General features: G+C 41.3%; 10 protein-coding genes. 5 read left to right on the top strand and 5 right to left on the bottom strand.

Going from position 1 to position 15426, the window contains the following annotated elements; translation table 11 throughout:
- The first annotated feature begins 9 nt into the window (after nucleotides 1-9).
- A complete protein-coding gene (locus tag ID165_RS17835) occupies nucleotides 10-684 on the top strand; it encodes a ClpP family protease (protein WP_304503149.1) in 675 nt (224 codons plus the stop codon).
- Nucleotides 684-1910 carry an ATP-dependent Clp protease ATP-binding subunit ClpX gene (gene clpX / locus ID165_RS17840; protein ID WP_192346593.1) on the top strand — a complete coding sequence of 409 codons (1227 nt, stop codon included), beginning with the start codon at nucleotides 684-686 and terminating at the stop codon, nucleotides 1908-1910. The genes ID165_RS17835 and clpX overlap by 1 nt, the downstream gene beginning before the upstream one ends.
- Before the next feature lie 30 nt (nucleotides 1911-1940).
- On the opposite strand, the gene lpxB is transcribed toward clpX, so the two are convergent.
- A complete protein-coding gene (gene lpxB / locus ID165_RS17845; protein WP_192346595.1) occupies nucleotides 1941-3059 on the bottom strand; it encodes a lipid-A-disaccharide synthase in 1119 nt (372 codons plus the stop codon).
- 31 nt (nucleotides 3060-3090) lie between these two features.
- Nucleotides 3091-3510: a 6-carboxytetrahydropterin synthase gene (locus tag ID165_RS17850; protein ID WP_192346597.1), complete on the bottom strand. Its 420-nt coding sequence runs from the start codon at nucleotides 3508-3510 to the stop codon at nucleotides 3091-3093.
- Between the two features lie 797 nt (nucleotides 3511-4307).
- Between ID165_RS17850 and ID165_RS17855 the strand changes: the two genes are divergently transcribed.
- Genes ID165_RS17855 through ID165_RS17865 form a run of 3 tightly spaced genes read left to right on the top strand, consistent with a single transcriptional unit; the run spans nucleotide 4308 to nucleotide 10148 of the window.
- Entirely contained in the window at nucleotides 4308-5459 is a 1152-nt protein-coding gene (locus ID165_RS17855) for an efflux RND transporter periplasmic adaptor subunit (RefSeq protein WP_225586823.1), read from the top strand.
- Nucleotides 5460-5509: 50 nt separating this feature from the next.
- Nucleotides 5510-8695 (top strand): efflux RND transporter permease subunit, encoded by a 3186-nt coding sequence (locus ID165_RS17860; protein ID WP_192346599.1) that lies wholly within the window; start codon nucleotides 5510-5512, stop codon nucleotides 8693-8695.
- Nucleotides 8688-10148 carry an efflux transporter outer membrane subunit gene (locus tag ID165_RS17865; RefSeq protein ID WP_192346601.1) on the top strand — a complete coding sequence of 487 codons (1461 nt, stop codon included), beginning with the start codon at nucleotides 8688-8690 and terminating at the stop codon, nucleotides 10146-10148. Before ID165_RS17860 ends, ID165_RS17865 begins: the two co-directional genes overlap by 8 nt.
- Nucleotides 10149-10319: 171 nt before the next feature.
- Here the strand turns inward: ID165_RS17865 and ID165_RS17870 are convergent, their stop codons facing one another.
- The 3 genes from ID165_RS17870 to ID165_RS17880 form a co-directional block, all read right to left on the bottom strand.
- On the bottom strand, nucleotides 10320-11021 hold the full coding sequence (locus tag ID165_RS17870) for a hypothetical protein (protein ID WP_192346603.1): 702 nt from the start codon (nucleotides 11019-11021) through the stop codon (nucleotides 10320-10322).
- On the bottom strand, nucleotides 11021-14476 hold the full coding sequence (locus tag ID165_RS17875) for a S8 family serine peptidase (protein ID WP_192346605.1): 3456 nt from the start codon (nucleotides 14474-14476) through the stop codon (nucleotides 11021-11023). The genes ID165_RS17870 and ID165_RS17875 overlap by 1 nt, the downstream gene beginning before the upstream one ends.
- 106 nt (nucleotides 14477-14582) lie before the next feature.
- The gene (locus tag ID165_RS17880) at nucleotides 14583-15425 is read right to left on the bottom strand and encodes a hypothetical protein (protein ID WP_192346607.1); all 843 of its coding nucleotides are present in this window, start codon (nucleotides 15423-15425) and stop codon (nucleotides 14583-14585) included.
- Nucleotide 15426: the final 1 nt, after the last annotated feature.

The raw sequence follows: 15426 nt of genomic DNA on the forward strand, positions 1-15426 counted from the left end.
ACTCAACAGATGATTAACAAAGAAGAATTCCGTAAATACGCCATCCATAATCAAGGCGTAAGTGGTACTGCTTTTGACCAGTACACTCAACATATTGAAAACATGACTCGTTCTGTAATTGAAGAGCGACCTCAAAATTTCAGAGAGATTGACGTATTCTCAAGGTTGATCATGGACCGTATCATTTTCCTTGGAACAGGAGTAGATGATCACATTGCCAACATTATTGTAGCACAGTTGCTTTTCCTAGAGTCCGTAGATTCGAAGAAAGACGTGTTGCTTTATGTCAACAGTCCTGGAGGATCGGTAACCGCCGGTCTTGGGATTTATGACACCATGCAGTTTATAAGCCCTGATGTGGCAACTATCTGCACTGGGATCGCTGCTTCTATGGGAGCGGTATTGCTTGCGGGCGGAGCAGCGGGAAAAAGATCCGCTCTGAAACATTCCAGAGTGATGATTCACCAGCCATCAGGCGGTATGCAGGGAAAATCCACAGATATGGAAATATCCTTGAAGCTTATACTATCTATGCGTGAGGAATTGTATGGTATTCTTGCTCAACATACCGGCAAAACCCCGGAAGTGATAGAGAAGGATTCAGAAAGAGATTATTGGCTTAAGGCAGAAGAAGCGAAAGCTTACGGACTTATCGATGAAGTACTAGTTAAAAAACCAAAATAATGGCTCAAATTACCTGCTCCTTTTGCGGTAGAAATAAGAAAGATGTAGATCTAATGGTGTCGGGAATCTCTGCACACATTTGTAATTTCTGCATTGATCAGGCTCACATGATTCTTGGCGAAGAGGACAAAGCCAAGAAAACAGGCGATTCCAAACCAAAAATCAAACTCAAAAAACCTAAGGAACTTACCAGCTATCTGGATCAATATGTAATTGGTCAAGAAGATGCCAAAAAAGTTTTGACGGTGGCTGTCTACAACCACTACAAGCGCCTATTCCAAAAAGATGAAAACGATGATGTGAAGATTGAAAAGTCCAACATTATCATGGTAGGTGATACCGGAACAGGTAAAACCTATCTGGCTAAAACCTTGGCCAAGACACTGGAAGTTCCATTCTGTATAGCTGATGCTACGGTACTGACTGAAGCCGGATATGTGGGGGAAGATGTGGAAAGTATTCTGACCCGATTGCTGCAGGCAGCAGATTACAATGTGGAGGCAGCTGAACGCGGAATAGTTTATATAGATGAGTTGGATAAAATTGCGAGAAAGTCTGACAATCCTTCTATCACCAGAGATGTGAGTGGAGAAGGTGTGCAGCAGGCAATGCTAAAGCTCTTGGAAGGTACTGTTGTAAATGTACCGCCTCAGGGAGGCAGAAAGCATCCTGATCAGAAAATGATCGCTGTCAACACGGAGAACATTCTCTTTATCTGCGGAGGAGCTTTTGACGGAATTGCAAGACACATCGGTAAACGCCTTAATACGCAACCGATGGGATTCAGTAAAGCTGCAGCCGATGCAGTGGCTGACCGTGAAAATTTGCTTCAATATGTGACGGCACAGGATCTGAAAGCTTTTGGCTTGATTCCGGAATTAATCGGACGACTTCCCGTATTGACTCACTTGGATCCTCTCCATGCTGATGCATTGAAAAGAATCCTGACAGAACCAAAAAACGCATTAGTAAAGCAATATTCTAAGCTCCTCAATTATGAAGGCGTAAAGGTCACATTCGAAGAAAGTGGAATTGACTTTATCGTAGAAAAAGCCGTGGAGTTCAATCTTGGGGCAAGAGGTTTGAGATCAATCTGCGAAGCAATCATCACAGATGCGATGTATGACATTCCGTCAGATGATTCAATCAAAGAACTGGTCATAGATGCTAAATACGCACATGAAAAGTTCGACAAATCCAAGTTTAAGCGACTACAGGTTGCCTAATAATAAAACCCTGTTTCCATGAAGCAGGGTTTATTTTTTTCCAAGACTTTGCAAAATAAGCTCTGCGGCAGCGTCTGAAGCACTACTCTCGCCGATTTGCTCCTTTATGATATCGTACCCCTGCAACATCTGCCCCCTATATACTGGATTACCGAGAATCTGCCGCAGCTCAGCTTTCAGATTAGGAATAGAAAAATCATGCTGGATAAGCTCTTTTACTACTTCTTTATCTGCGATTAAGTTGACTAAGGAGATATACTGCACTCGAATCAAGCTTTTGGCTATCGCATAAGAAATACGACTCGTTCGATACACCACTACCTGAGGAACTCTAAACAGGGCCGCCTCTAAAGTAGCTGTACCCGAGGTAACGACTGCGGCTATCGCATGTGAAAGCAGATCGTAAGTCTGGTCAAAAATCACGCGAATACCCGCATCAATCCCTCTTTGATATATCCCAGTGCCGAGATCAGCCACTCCTGCAATCACAAACTGCGCATTTGGAAATTCTTTAATTAAAGCGATCATTTGATCAAGCATTGCATTAATTTCCTGCGCCCGGCTGCCAGGCAGTAATGCAATTATTGGCTGGTAATTAAGCTCATTCTTTTGGAAGAAAAACTCATGAGGAACAAACCTAGAAATCTCATCCAAGAGAGGATTCCCTACATAATGGACATGAAGGTCATATTTATTGAAAAAAAACGGTTCAAAAGGCAATATAGAGTAAATCTGATCTGTAAAAGCCTTGAGCTTTAAAGCCCTTTTCTGATTCCAAGCCCATACTTTCGGCGGAATGTAGTAATGGACAGGAATATTATTTTTTTTCGCAAAAGCGGCAATTTTCATATTGAATCCGCCATAATCTACCAGAATAATTGCGTCTGGTTGATAAGAAATAATATCCTTCTTTACCCGCTTAAGGTATTTCAGCACTTTGCGGAAACCCAGCATTACCTCCAAAAATCCCATAAGAGCAACTTCCGCATAATCTACCGCTAGTTCGACCCCCGCTTCTCTGGAATAAGACCCGCCCATTCCCCGAATGTTTAGGCTGGAATCTTGATCCAGAAGTGATCGCACCAGATTAGAAGCATGCAGATCTCCTGATCGTTCGCCGGAGATGATGTAGAGTTTGTGAGATTTCAAATTTTAGATTTCAAATTTCAAATTAAAAAAATCACTCCCCAAAGTACTCCACAAAATTCCTTGGAGTCTCGTACAATGTAAGCTTGTGCAGCCCTCCATGGGAAGTAATTGCATTCACTGCCGGTTCTAGAATCTTCCAAAATTCCATGATTAGATTTTCGCAGCTGGCCAATTTCCCTTCCATAAAGTCCACATCTACGTTCAGGTTTTTATGATCCACTTTCTCTATCACTAAATCACGGATGATGGTGCTGAGTTTTTTGAGATCCACTACGAATCCTGTTTCAGGATCGGGCAAACCCTTTACCGTCACGATTAACTCAAAATTGTGCCCATGCCAGTTCATATTGGCGCAAGGGCCAAAGACTTCTATGTTCTGCTCATCTGACCACTTCGGATTCCACAGCTTGTGCGCGGCATTGAAGTGTTCTTTTCTACAAACGTAAATCATCTCCTATAGTAATTGGCAACAAAGTTAACCAGAAGATGCGGAATATGGAATTCGCATGTCCCTTAAGATCTAAAGCAATTCAAACTGGCTATTCAACGGCATATCCCCAGGCATCAATCGTAAGCGGATTACTTCCTCTAGAATTTGATTTAGTGTCAAGTAATCAGTCCAAAGATAGGAGATAAGCATGGAAAGCTACAAGACGATAGATTGCCCAAATTGTCATCAATATGTCCCAACTACTTCCCGAAAGTTCTTTAATTGCCTGTAGAAGGTCAAAATTGCCTTCCTGCCATTAACATAAATTTGGAAAATCATCACAGACGTAGAAATCCGTTTCTTTATTGCTACTACGCTATACCTTGACCAAATCCACAAAAGAGAACATAATCTTTATTTCAGTCTTATAAACCTTATTTTTATAGCTAAGGGAGATGCTTTATCACTGATTTCCGCTTTATCTTAAAACACCATTATCCGATAATCTACCTAGAATTGGGTATACCACCTTCCAATTGGAGAAAAATGAAGCTAAAAACCCTCCCAGTTCGAATACAGTCGCTTTAGGTGGCACCATATTAGGAGAAATGCTCCACAGATACCTAGTTAAAATCAATCATTTAGTTCTTATTGATCAATTAGGACATGAATACTAAAATTAACAAAGATCCTTACTTAATGGTTTATCATCTAAGTCTATAATACCAATAAGAGAGACGGGAAACGAGTATGAATTTTATTGACAAGAAAGCCCTTCTATAGTTTTTTAAATTATTCAATTTATGATAATTAACTCTATGAAATTAATTTCTGACAGAATACCCAGCTTTGGAACAATGCGCTTGCCTGCATTTCTTTTGCTGACTTTATCGATGAGCTTTTGCAAAGAAAAAGAGGTGGAAGATCAAGGATTGACTCTTCCATACATTACCCTAAAGGAAGAAAAAGCTGCAGTTCCATTCCAATATCTTGGATCCATTGAAGGAACAGAAGATGTGGAAATTCGTCCTCAAGTGGATGGCATCATAGAAAAATTCCATGTGGATGAAGGGCAATATGTAAAGAAAGGACAACCATTGATGGACATCAACCAGCAACCCTACTTGGAAGATTTAAGAAATGCCAGTGCGAATGTTCAACTTGAAGAAGCCAAGCTCAGAAAAGCCAAAACGGAGTTGGACCGTCTTCAGCCCTTAATAGAAAATGCGGTAATCTCTGAAGTGCAGCAAAAAACATCCCAGGCTGATTATGAGGTTGCCCAAGCCTCCTTGGAAAAGGCTAAAGCTGCAGAGGCTAATATGAGGATCAAATTGGAGTTTACTACCATTAAGGCCCCAGTTAGTGGATTTGTAGGGAGATTTCCCAAATCAGTAGGCAATGTGGTCAAACAGACAGATTCAGAGCCATTGACAGTACTCTCCAATGTAAATGATGTATACGTGTACTTTTCGATGAGTGAATCGGATTACCTCTTATATCAACGAATGAAAATGGATACAACCTCCCAATCGATGAAAATGAACCCTAACGTAAAGCTTGTACTTGCTGACGGGTCTATTTATGATCATCCGGGTATTGTAGATGCTACCTCTGGACAGATTGATAGAGCTACAGGATCCATTTCACTACGGGCAAAATTCAGCAATCCTGACACACTACTCAGACTTGGAAATACAGGTAAGATTTTGATGGAGCAGATCTACCCCAAGGCAGTGATGATCCCTCAGGGAGCGACAGTTTCTATCCAGGACAAGAAATTTGTATTCGTCTTGAAAGAGGACGATACTGCAGAAAGAAGAGAAATTGAAATTGAGGGAATATCCGGAAACAATTATATCGTAAAAGAAAAAACGCTGTCAGCAAACGATAGAATCATCACCTCAGGGCTAGACAAATTGGCCAATGGTGTCAAGGTCAATCCAATAACCCGAAACAGAGTCCCTAACTAGGATATTTTTAGGACCCATTTAATTAAACTCAGCATTAGAATTTTCCAAAAATGATAAAAAAAATCATAGATCAGCCAGTGGTGGCCATGGTAATTTCTATCCTCTTGGTTCTGGCCGGGGTAATGGGGATAAGAAGTCTTCCTGTCGAGCGATTCCCTGAAATAGCTCCTCCCAGCGTAAATGTAAGTATCAAATATCCTGGAGGAAATGCAGAGACTATCGCAGGTTCAGTACTACTTCCCTTAGAGGAAGCCATCAACGGGGTAGAAGGTATGACCTATATCAGTTCCTCTGCCACTAATGCGGGCACAGGGACTATCAATGTATATTTCAAACCAGGCACTAACCCAGACATCGCCGCTGTAAATATCCAAAACAGGGTTTCTGAAGTCACTGAATTTCTTCCTCCAGAAGTGGTGGAAGCAGGAATATCGGTTATGAAGAGGCTAAAAGGCAGTATCATGACCATTAATTTCTACAGCGAAAACCCGTCCTATGACGAAACTTTTCTACAAGCTTACATCAGACGGGATATTCGAAGGGAACTTAAACGTGTGGAAGGAATAGCGGAAGCGACTATTCTAAGGCAGAGGGATTATGCCATGCGGGTTTGGCTTATGCCTGAAAAAATGGCTTTGTATGCACTTACCCCTGATGATGTGATCAAGCAGATTAGAGATCAGAGCTTTGAAGCTGCCCCAGGTAAATTTGGAGAAGATTCGGAAGGAGTATTTGAAACAGTCATTCGTCATGAAGGAAGATTCAGTTTACCTGAGCGTTACGAGAATCTTGTCATAAAAGCTGCCAATGATGGCTCTATACTTCGCTTAAAAGATGTGGCCAGATTAGAATTCGGAGCTTCTAATTACGCAAGTGACAACAAGGTCGACGGCATGCCCGGGGTGACCATGGACATCGTCCAGATGAGTGGATCCAACGCCAAGGAAATTGATGAGCGGGTAAGGACAGTATTAGAGGAGCGTTCAAAATTCTTTCCTGAAGGTATGAAATATGATATTTCATACAGTGTAAGAAAACAGATCGATGAATCAATGAGTCAGGTAGTCAAAACGCTGATTGAAGCTTTCGTGCTAGTTTTTCTTGTCGTATTTATCTTTTTGCAAAATTTTAGAGTCACGTTTATCACCGCCATCACCATTCCGATTTCTTTACTGGGAACTTTCTTTTTCCTTCAGCTAATCGGCAGTACGATGAATGTACTCAGTATGTTTTCAATGGTATTATCCATAGGAATAGTAGTAGATAATGGGATAGTGGTAATAGAGGCTATCTATGAGAAAATGCATAAGCATGGCATGAGGGCACGACAAGCGGTGGATGAGGCAATGAATGAGATTACCGGTGCCATTATATCCATTACTGTCGTCATTTCAGCAGTGTTTCTTCCTGTAGGATTTCTAAGTGGTCCAGTCGGGGTGTTTTATCAGGAGTTTGCCTACACAATTATCATTGCAGTAGTGATTTCGGCTGTAATATCACTAACCCTTGGACCGGTACTTATCATATTATTTTTCAAAGAGCAAACGCAGCCAAGAAAAAGAGGGAGATTCTCACAGAGCATAAGTGGCTCCAGGTTTGTCATCAAAGCAAAAACATGGAGGGATACCGGGCTCAAGAAGTTCGATACCGTATTTGACAGATTTGTAGCAAAATATGTAGTTATGGCAAAATGGGCTATTATGCATAAATGGCTTTCTCTTACGGGGCTGGTTCTAATTACTGCGGGAACTGTTTTTCTCTCAGGTTTAGCACCGAAAGCATTTATTCCCACAGAGGATGACAGTTTCCTTACTTTATCATTGGCTATGCCGCCGGCATCTTCGCTCCATAGGACTTCAGAAGCTTTGCTCCAAGCTGACTCTATCTTAAAAAAGCACCCTGCGGTTGCAGGAATCAATACCGTCGCCGGCAACAATATCGTAGATAATGCCGCCAGTACATCCTATGGCATGGCCTACATCAAACTCAAAGACATTTCCGAGCGGGGCGAAATCATGGAATTGGAAGAAGTTATTGCAGACATCACTTCAAAGCTTTCTTCTCATATCATCGATGCCAAGATCAGAGTGTATCCAAAACCTACAGTACAGGGATTTGGTGACTTCAGCGGTCTGGAATTTGTAATGCAGGACAGGGAAGGAGGAGATCTTAGTGATTTCAACCTTGCTGCAAACGATTTTATCAATGAAGTGATGGGCCGTAAAGAAATTGAGAATGCTTTTTCTTCCTTCGACGTAAACTACCCTCAATACAATATTAATATAGATTACGAAAAAGCCAAAAAACTTGGAGTGAGTGTCAGTGAGATGATGAAGACCATACAAGGGTATTTTGGAAGGAGACGTGTAGGGGATTTCAATCGATTTGGCAGACAATATCAGGTATTTGCTCAATCCGATGTTCAGTATCGGGAGGATACGAAGGCGATTAACTCGGTATTTGTAAAAAACAACGAAGGGGGTATGGTTCCTTTAAATACGCTGATTAGCCTGGAGCAGGGTTTTGGCCCAGAGCTGGTGAGAAGGTATAATTTATATACCGCAGTAAAAATCAGTGCTCTTCCGGCCGAAGGATATAGTACAAACGATGCAATGAAAGCAGTGGAAGAAATAGCGGCCAAATTACCTGCAAACTACAGCTATGAATGGACAGGCATGAGTCTGGAGGAAAAAAACTCAGGCTCAGATGCTACCATGGTCTTTATTATAAGTATTGTTCTGGTTTATTTTATACTAGCCGCACAATACAACAGCTTCTGGCTCCCATTTGCTGTGATGCTGTCTCTACCCACTGGAATATTTGGTGTTTTTCTAGCCATAAATCTGGCAGGAATCAACAATAACATCTATGTGCAGGTGGGGATACTCATGCTCATCGGGCTACTGGCTAAAAACGCTATTTTGATTGTAGAATTTGCGTCACAGAAAAGACGTGCAGGTGCCAGTGTTCTGGATGCTGTCCTAGAAGCAAGTGCTCTGCGTGTCCGTGCAATTATCATGACTTCACTGGCCTTCACTGTAGGTTTGATCCCCTTGATGTTTTCTGTTGGATCTGCCGCACAAGGCAACAAATCTGTCAGTATAGGCACTGCAGGAGGAATGCTGTCAGGAATTATACTTGGAATATTCATCATACCTGTGCTGGCATACTTATTCCAATCACTACACGACAGATTTAATTTGGAAACCGTTGAACAACCACATCCCCATGAATAGATTACAGTCAATAAGATTATTGGTATTTCTTCTTCTGGCCGCTACGGGCTGTAAAGTGGGAGAGCCTTACTCAAGACCTAATTTTGACATTTCAGAAGAATTCTATGGAGGCACATCTAACCAAGATACCAGTTCATATGACTCCCGGGCATTAACTGAAATTAGATGGTCAGCGTTTTTTGATGATCCCAATCTGGTTAGTCTGATAGACACTGCACTGTCAAACAATCTCGACATGCAACGAGCTATCCAGAATATTGAGATCAACATGTTGAACTTCAAACAATCCAAAGCTAACATGTCCCCTTCTTTAGGTATAACACCCTTAGCTTTGGACAGGGAGTATGCATCGGAAAATTTTGCGAATTTCGGATCAAATCGATCCAGAAATGTACATGATGGAAATCCTCCCTCCACATTATATACTGAGCGACTTTCCTACTATACACGGATTTCATCCAGCTGGGAGATAGATCTATGGGGAAAATACCGCTGGCAGAAAGACGCCGCTCTGGCCTCTTATATGCAGAGTGAAGAGTTCAAAAAAGCTGTTCAAACAGCTCTGGTCGCTGAAGTTGCGGCAACCTATTATACACTTCTAAAACTTAAAGCAGAACTGGAAGTGGCGGACAGAAACTTGAAACTGAATGAAAACACCTTGAGGATAGTGAAGCTGCAATTTGAAGCCGGAGAAGCTACTTCTCTTGCAATTCAGCAAACTGAATCCCAGAAACTAAAATTTCAGTCGCTGATTCCCCAGATCAAAAGAAACTATAGTATTCAGGAAAATCGTCTCAATTATCTTTTAGGTAGATCGCCGCAAGAAATTGAGATCACCAGTGAGTTGCAAAACACTGACTTTCAGAACACATATAGTACTGGCGTACCGATAGAGCTGATTTCCAACAGGCCTGACATCGCTTCCGCTGAATACGCCCTGATTGAAAGCAATGCCCAGGTAGGAATAGCCCAGGCAATGAAGTACCCTTCTATCAGCATCAGTGCAGGGTTGGGTGTGGATGCTTTTCAGTTGAGCAAACTTGCAAATCCTGTAGAATCTGCCTTTGCACTTCTGAATGGAGCTATTTTTCAACCTGTTTTTATGAACGGAAAATTGAAAAACAACCATAAAAGAGCTTTGGCCTTCAGAGAGATAGCTCAGCTGGACTTCAAAGACAAATTGATCATTGCGGTTAAGGAAGTTTCTGATGCGCTGGTGACTATCGAAAACTTAGAAGAGGAGTACGTGCTTGCAGAAGAGAGAATTCAAACTACCAAGAAAGGAATAATGGATGCTGCTCTGTTGTTCCGCACCGGCTTTGCAAATTACCTAGAAGTCAACACCGCACAAGGTGATGCGCTGGAAAGCGAATTAAATCTGATCGATCTTAAAATGCGCATCCTACTAGCCAATATTGATCTATACAGAAGTTTGGGAGGAGGGTGGCAGTAAGACAGGCCAAGCAGCCGAATTGATAAGAATTTTCTTCGAAATAGCCGACAATTTTCAGAAAACCGCTACATATTGAAATGCGAAGGTCTTAATGGACAAGATCCTCTTTTTAGCCGAATAGAGGACTTGATCAAATAATCGGCAAAAGTCAGTTATTATGTTCCGGTCCGATTAGGTTTCATTGAGTTTTTGGAAAAACACCATCAGGTGATCCTCTCTACTTAAATTCAAGTTATTCTCCTTAACAATATCTTTAGCCAGTGACTGATCTTTCTTATTCAAAGATTTTATGATACTGTTTGTTTTGTTACGCACGGAGGTTACATTTTTATTTGAGTCAATCAGGTAAAAACTCTCTTCAAACACAAATATCTGACCTTGAGAAGGGGAATAGCTGTTTTTAGGCTGGGTCACCAAATCTGAGTAGAACTTTCTAATCAAGGTATATTTTTCACCCTCTGAAATCACATTAACCAACTCGTCAGGTTCTACTCCTTTAACGATATCAAAGCCCTTCTTGAAAAGAAGGCTGGGCAGGATACCTTCTTCACTTGTAGCGACTAATACAGAGGGCCGATGAAGAACAGCATATTCTATGAAATCTTTGTTGAGGTAGATTTTATTGCCCGCCTCGTTTACAACTTCCAGCTCATTGTCGTGTATATTTAGCCGGTAGGCTACATCCTCTTTCAGCCCTGCGTTCAAAGTTTCGATATCTGCCTTTGACCAGTCTGTGAAAAGATAGGGGGAACCATCCACTCCTGTATAGCTAGAGAGTCTGGCTGGAGCTCCGTTCATGTTAATATTCGAAATTTGCGCTACCACCAATTGCGAAATCAGAATGGTGGTTGCTATTAAAAATAGCTTCTTCATTATTGTTTAATAATTCTTTTGTGAAACGTTAAATTATTAGTTTGAATCTGTAATATATATACCCCTCTAGACCCGTTCAAATCAAGCTGCACTTCCAGTTCAGAAATGTTCTTAGTGATTTTTTTCAGAAAACACACTCTTCCAGCCATATCCACTACCTGGAATGTAACAGGTCCTTGATAATCGTTGCTGACGACAATATTCAATGATTTTTCAGTCGGGTTAGGGCCGATGAATATGCCAAATTTGCCTAATTCTATTTCTTGATCGGGTAATGCTGAGATTACTACAGGGTCAGAAATGCTGTTGCACACATCGTTGAAAATTGCCACCCGGTACAATCCATCTTCTGTAACCTCAAAACTTCTCAAGGTTGCACCCAGAATAAGTTCGCCATTTTGGTACCATTGATAGGCACTTCCAGGTTGCTGGGAGGTCAGTACACTGCCATTCACCACGATACTGGGCTGTTGCAAGGCATTTTCTTCAACAACGATGGATTGCTCAATATCCGTAAACCCTTCAGCGTTACTAATCCTCAATGTAACCATATATGTACCTGGAATTTCAAAGACAAAAAATGGGTTTTCCAAGTCAGAAGACCCCATTCCTGCAAAATCCCAAGCATAGGTTGTTATAGCCCCTTCACTTAAATTCTCAAAAGTGACCGCCGCTCCCGCGCATGAATAGAGGGCTTCGAAATTTGCAAAAAGTACATCTTCACAGTTCTGTTCAAGCCAACCGCTTGAATTGGTGATTGTACCAGAGTTTCCTAGATTTATAATTGCCTCCCCTTCCAAGTCGACATTGGTGATGGAGATATTTTCAAAACAATACTTTCTATATTGATCATGAATTAGTTTTCCCTTAGAGTTTGCTGTGATATGTGCAGGATTTCCAGGTGTGGCAGATGAAATAATTTCCTCTGAAATAACAACCTGAGCATTTTGTCCAAGATTCAAGATAGCTGCTTGCCCTATGGAAAGCTTGGAAATATTAATCAGGGGAGTTCGCACAACCGCTTCTCCATTGTCTATAGCTAAAGAAGTTATCCCATCGCTCAATAAATTCAATGAACCTGAAGTGATAGACAGCAAATATGAGGATTCCGCAGCATTGTTCTCAAAAGTCCCGCTTGTTCCCTCAAACACTAATCCCACTGTTTCCTTCAATGATGCTCCCGATGCTATCACCAATTGCTCACTAAAAAATATTTCATCAAAATCCCCCTGTAATGATCCATCTGAAGACAGTAACAACGTAGATAGACGGATTTCCTCAGTCTTATATTCCAAATTTGCTTGACCAATTGTAACATCATCCAGACGCTCGGCTTCAATGACTTCCCAGTTGCCTTTTAAGAAATGGAGGTTTACATCATCAAAAGTAGCCTGCCCCAACTCTACGATTTGTTTGTTAACACCATCATTGGATAAAACAATCTCTCCATTTTCGACAGTAGTAACTTGATTGCTTATCCGTAGTCCATTGGAAACCTCAAGCGTATTACTGTTCAAATCAAAATTCACTGGTTGATCGCCAAAGAGATTTACACTGAATGCATATGCATTGGCAGGAAAGTCAACTGTAGAACTGCCGGCAATCCCATCAAATACTACTCTTGAACTGAGTGTAGGGACTTTGTTGATCGGAGGGCCATTTGATGAAGCGGACCAATTCTTTTCATTATTCCAATTGCCACCGGATCCTCCAATCCAATAAAGGGTTTCATCTGCACCATCAAGAGTCCCCGCTTTCATCACAAGCGAAAAATCTTGGGAACCATTTACCAATTCACCTTTATGTGAAATTTTAACTCTATATTTTTGGGATATGGGAGAAGAAATTAAAATCTGCTCTACATTATCCCTAAAGTTATCTTTATCTTGAGCTGCACTAGCTGTGGGCCCTGCATCCGGATTCAGAGTCCAGGGGAAGTAGGATTTCCCTTGTTCATCTACTACACGGATGTCAAGGTCATTTACAAGCATAAGATTCTTTGGATTCAAAGAGGCAGCTGCCGGTGTACCGGAAGGATCAGTCCATGCAATGGTAATTCGGATAGCGTTGACACCATCAGAAATAAATTCGTATTCATATATTTCTTTATTAGCAAGATTAACCTCTCGTATAATTTCAGAAGAACCATTTTCATTCAGAATGATATTGGCAGCGGCTTCCGTATCAAGCAGTCCCCAACCGTATACATAATCAGGTCCTGTATTTTGACCGGCTTCTTTGGTGGTATTGAGTACCAGAGCTTTCAAAGTAGAAGCCCACATAAAACGTCCGTTGTTTCGTTTACTATACAATTGTTGAAGCAACAAGAGTGACCCGGTTACATTTGGAGATGCCATGGATGTTCCACTTAGTGTCGCATATGCATCTGAGGATCCTCCATTGGCAATAGCAGAACTAAAAACACCCACTCCCATACCTACCAAATCCGGTTTTATTCTCCCGTCATCTGTAGGTCCCCAACTTGAAAAGTTACTCATCGAGACATCCGAAGGCCTGGAATAATTTGGCACATTACTCACTGCTCCTACTGTAATTACATTTTTCGCCACACCTTCCGGGCCTATGGTATCATCAGGTCCATCGGGATCTCTACTGCCATCACCGGAATCACTCCGGTCATTTCCGGCAGCCCAGACCACCGTATAATAAGGTTTGGAAAAAATCAAATCATCCAATCCCTTACTTTTGGAAGAGTAAAACCCGAATCTATAGTCTTCGTCAGGATCTATACTAGCGTTTCCAGCCCATGCCCAATTGTTGCTGGAATTAGTGTACCAACCCAAAACCACCCCATAGGAATGGTTGGAAACAAGGTGCCCACCGGGTTTTGTGATTGGATCATACGCATTGTTATTCATTTTTGAGAGATCACTTTCCCAATTGAATGCCCACCCAGTAGCCTCAGAAGCCATTCCTTTTGCGTTTTCCCTAATCCCGGATGCAAGTATCGTCCCTGAAACGTGGGTAGAGTGGTTGGAAATAGTTTCCGTAGAACCATCCACTTGAGTAAGCCTGCCTTTGTATTCTACATGGTCAATCTTTGGTCTAGTTTGATCATAAATACCCACAACCATGTCTTTTCCAGTGAGATTGACTCCCAGATTTCCATTTGGTTGTAAAGCTACAGTACCTGTAGTATTTGCAGCATTTACATTCATTGTTTTATAATAGACCGGATTTTCCGTCTGATCAAAGTATTGCAATTCTGCTATTTCACCATTACTCAAAGTAAGTCTTAACGGAATTTCCCTGGCATTCGCCTTTTGTATAAGCAAATGCTTTGGCATAAATAGATGCTGATAATCCTGATCAAATGAAGAATTGATCTGAGTCCTGGCACTGCTTAACTCACTTTTGACAGAACTATGGCTTTGCCCAAAGAGTACTGCAGCAGCAACTACAAGCAGTGTAAGAGTTAATATAATTTTCCTCATATCTCTTGATTACGTTACCAATTCTATAAACCGCTATAAATTAATCAAAGTTTAAAAAAAAGAGGGCTATCCTCAGCCCTCTTTTTGTATCTAAAGAAATAACAGACTACTTTTTTGTCAGTACGACATCGCCACCATCTCCCCAGGTATTCACCCAAGTGATTGATATTGTCCCATCCTCGTTAACAATCCCATTGATGGTATATGAATCACCATATTGGTCTGTATTCGAAGGTTCACCAGTGATGACGCTACAGACATCGTAGACAGTACCACTTGGTGCTGCATCACCATACATCCCAGGAAATATCCCAAAGCTGATATCATCCACCAGATACGCTCCAGTGCCTGAAACTTCAAAATTAACCTCATCATCCAAGGAATAGTTGGTTAAAGTCTGATCTGCACCTCCAGTACCGTCCCCAATCTTAAGCGTTTCGTAAAACACAGAATATGTTCCTTCTAGTTCTGATTGACAAATCACCCTGATTGCCAAAGTAACCGAACCATAGTTTGTGGAAACCTGAGCTCCGTCTGCACTTGTAATATTCAAGACAAGATTAGGTGATTCTGAAGGATCAATGTTTCCTGTCAAAACCGTAATGGGAATAGTTTCAACAAACTCGTTTGCACTAATAGTCGTAGAAGTAGCTTCAAATGTATAGTGTACTCCAGCTATTGCTGTCGAACTTGGATCTACTTCTATATTTACATTGATCGGATTACTACTAACTGTAGAAACTCTATTTAGTTGAAGATCTACTACATCGATCTGGTCATCATTTAGTCTTACAAATGAAGCCGTCCGTCCATTAGGCAATCTTCCATCCTCAAATTCAACGAACCCTCCGTCAAAAATAGCATCAGCACCCTGATCGTCAAAGCAAGCAGTCATTGACATAGATGTCAAAATCACTGCTAAGAATATATATAACTTATTCAATTTCATA

Source organism: Algoriphagus sp. Y33, from assembly GCF_014838715.1.
In the GTDB taxonomy this organism is placed as follows: Bacteria; Bacteroidota; Bacteroidia; order Cytophagales; family Cyclobacteriaceae; genus Algoriphagus.

Excerpts from the sequence above, each read along its gene's own strand:
- ID165_RS17865 (WP_192346601.1), top strand. The coding sequence starts at position 8,688 with ATGAATAGATTACAGTCAATAAGATTATTGGTATTTCTTCTTCTGGCC.
- ID165_RS17870 (WP_192346603.1), bottom strand. The coding sequence starts at position 11,021 with ATGAAGAAGCTATTTTTAATAGCAACCACCATTCTGATTTCGCAATTG.
- clpX (WP_192346593.1), top strand. The coding sequence starts at position 684 with ATGGCTCAAATTACCTGCTCCTTTTGCGGTAGAAATAAGAAAGATGTA.
- ID165_RS17835 (WP_304503149.1), top strand. The coding sequence starts at position 10 with ATGATTAACAAAGAAGAATTCCGTAAATACGCCATCCATAATCAAGGC.
- ID165_RS17850 (WP_192346597.1), bottom strand. The coding sequence starts at position 3,510 with ATGATTTACGTTTGTAGAAAAGAACACTTCAATGCCGCGCACAAGCTG.
- ID165_RS17875 (WP_192346605.1), bottom strand. The coding sequence starts at position 14,476 with ATGAGGAAAATTATATTAACTCTTACACTGCTTGTAGTTGCTGCTGCA.
- ID165_RS17880 (WP_192346607.1), bottom strand. The coding sequence starts at position 15,425 with ATGAAATTGAATAAGTTATATATATTCTTAGCAGTGATTTTGACATCT.
- ID165_RS17855 (WP_225586823.1), top strand. The coding sequence starts at position 4,308 with ATGAAATTAATTTCTGACAGAATACCCAGCTTTGGAACAATGCGCTTG.
- ID165_RS17860 (WP_192346599.1), top strand. The coding sequence starts at position 5,510 with ATGATAAAAAAAATCATAGATCAGCCAGTGGTGGCCATGGTAATTTCT.